The following is a 2616-nucleotide window of genomic DNA, read 5'->3' on the forward strand; positions in this document are numbered from 1 at the left end:
GCCGGGGTCGGGCCGGCGACGGGGCCGGGCGGCGCCACCCGGAGGTGTCTGATGATCATCGAGTCGCGCTTCAACGGCCCGCCCGGCTCCGGCAACGGCGGCTGGAGCGCCGGGGTCTTCGCCGCCGCGGCCGGCGGCCCCGGACCGGTCGAGGTGACGCTGCGCCGGCCACCCCCGCTGGACACCCCGCTCGACGCCGCCGGCGGGGAGGTCCGCGACCCGGCCGGCGAGGTCGTCGGGCAGGTCCGCCCGGTGGCCGAGTTCCGCACGGTGGTGCCGCCGGTGGACCTGCCCACCGCGCGGGCCGCGTCGGCGGCGTACCCCGGCCTGCTCGACCACCCCTTCCCCGGCTGCTACGTCTGCGGCCCGGACCGGACCGACGGGCTGCGGATCTTTCCCGGCCGGCTGCCGGACGGCCGCACCGCCGCGCCGTTCCGGGTGCCCGGGTCGGTCGTCGACGCCACGGTCTGGGCGGCGCTGGACTGCCCCGGCGGCTGGGCGGTGATCACCCCCGGCCGCCCGTACGTCCTCGGTCGGATCGCCGCGGTGGTCGCGGCACTGCCGGAGCCGGGCGACGAGTGCGTGGTGACCGGCGCCATGGTCGGCGGCGAGGGCCGCAAGGCGCAGGTGCACACCAGCCTGTACGCCCCCGACGGCACCCTCCTGGCCTGGGCCCGCGCCACCTGGATCGCGCTGCCGCCAACCGGCTGAACGTCGTCCCCGGGGACGATGACCTCCTGCCTCAGGTGGAGGTGGATCTACGGACCGTGCCTGATTGACCCGGTTGCGCCCGCCCGCCACGCTGTGTCCCGGCGTACCCCGACGCCACCTCACGGGAGGAGAACGATGTCTGACGGGCAGCCAAGCCCCACCACAGACGGACAGATCGTGGTGTCCGGCCTGACCAAGCAGTACAAGAACGTCCGGGCGGTCAACGACCTGTCCTTCACCGTCGAGCCGGGGCGGGTGACCGGCTTCCTGGGCCCGAACGGCGCCGGCAAGACCACCACCCTGCGGATGCTGCTGAACCTGGTCACCCCGACCGGCGGCGAGGCGACGATCGGCGGACGCCGGTACGCCGACCTGACCGACCCGCTGCGCCACGTCGGCGCGGTGCTGGAGGCGTCCAGCGCGCACAAGGGCCGCACCGGTCTCAACCACCTCCGGGTGATCTGCGCGGCGGCCGGGCTGCCGAAGCACCGGGCCGACGAGGCGCTGGCCCTGGTCGGGCTGACCCCGGCGGCGAAGCGCAAGTTCAAGGGCTACTCGCTGGGCATGAAGCAGCGGCTCGGCATCGCCGCGGCGATGCTCGGCGACCCGCGGGTGCTGATCCTCGACGAGCCGGCCAACGGGCTGGACCCGGAGGGCATCCGGTGGATGCGCGGGTTCCTCAAGAACCTCGCGCACGAGGGCCGCACCGTGCTGGTCTCCAGTCACCTGCTCTCGGAGATGCAGCTGCTCGCCGACGACGTGGTGATCATCGCCGCCGGCCAGCTGGTCCGGCAGGGAGCGGTCGACCAGGTGATCGGGTCGATGGCGCAGGGCGTCCGGGTCCGGGTCCGCACCCCGCAGGCCGACGCGCTGATCGCCGCGCTCAAGGAGGGGCCGGCCGTGGTGGACACCGACGAGCACGGCATCCTGCTGATCGGCGGGGTGGACGCCCCGACGGTGGGCCGGGTCGCCCTGGCCGCCGGCGTGGAACTGCACGAACTCACCACGGAGCGGCCCGACCTGGAACGGGTCTTCCTGGAGCTGACGGCCGGGAAGGCGGACATCCGATGAACCTGGTCCGATCCGAGCTGCTCAAGATCCGTACCACCAGCACCTGGTGGTGGCTGGCGATCGGGGCGTTCCTCTCCCTCGCGCTGGCGTTCGCCTTCAACGCCTGGTACGCCAGCACCGTGCTCGGCGGCGACGCCGAGACGGTGGGCGCCAGCCCCGAGCAGGCGACCGCGGCCGCGCAGGCGGCCAACCTCTACACCTCGGGCCAGTTCCTCGGCCTGATGTTCGTCATGCTCATCGGCATCCTCATGGTCACCAACGAGTTCTTCCACCAGACGGCGACGACGACCTTCCTGGCCACCCCGCGGCGCACCTCGGTGATCGTCGGCAAGCTGGTCGCGGCGAGCCTGCTGGGCTTCGCGTTCTGGCTGGTGACCACGCTGATCGACCTGGCCGCCGGCGCGGTGTTCCTCTCGCTGGACGGCCACGGCACCCAGCTCGGCGAGTGGGCCGTGCACCGGGCGTTGCTGTTCAACCTGCTGGCGTACGCCATCTGGACGGTCCTCGGCGTGGGCATCGGCACGCTGATCACCAACCAGCTCGGCGCGGTGATCACCGCCGCGGTCCTCTACCTGGTCGGCACCCAGGTGGTGGGGCTGCTGTTCCTGCTGCTGTCGAACGTGCTGGACAGCCAGGCGGTGCTGAAGTGGCAGGTGATCTGGCCGGCGGTGGCGTCCCAGGTGATGATCAGCGAGGGCCAGTCGGAGTTCGTCCCCGCCTGGTGGGTCGGCGCGCTGGTGCTGGTCGGCTACGCGCTGGTCAGCGGAGTGGCCGGCATCCTGATCACCCGCCGGCGCGACATCTCCTGACGCGCCCGGCCGAGGCCACGACGGG

Annotated in this window: 3 protein-coding genes; all 3 read left to right on the forward strand. The window is 73.1% G+C overall.

From position 1 onward, the window contains the following. Window positions 1–51: 51 nt before the first annotated feature. Window positions 52–711, forward strand: a complete 660-nt coding sequence (locus NCC78_RS30625) for a hypothetical protein (protein WP_250798887.1) — start codon at window positions 52–54, stop codon at window positions 709–711. 135 nt (window positions 712–846) lie between these two features. Next, window positions 847–1782: an ABC transporter ATP-binding protein gene (locus NCC78_RS30630; protein WP_250798884.1), complete on the forward strand. Its 936-nt coding sequence runs from the start codon at window positions 847–849 to the stop codon at window positions 1780–1782. Then, a complete protein-coding gene (locus NCC78_RS30635) occupies window positions 1779–2591 on the forward strand; it encodes an ABC transporter permease (protein WP_250798885.1) in 813 nt (270 codons plus the stop codon). The genes NCC78_RS30630 and NCC78_RS30635 overlap by 4 nt, the downstream gene beginning before the upstream one ends. Window positions 2592–2616 lie beyond the last annotated feature (25 nt).

The sequence above is a fragment of the Micromonospora phytophila genome (genome assembly GCF_023656545.1).
Classification (GTDB): Bacteria; Actinomycetota; Actinomycetes; order Mycobacteriales; family Micromonosporaceae; genus Micromonospora; species Micromonospora phytophila.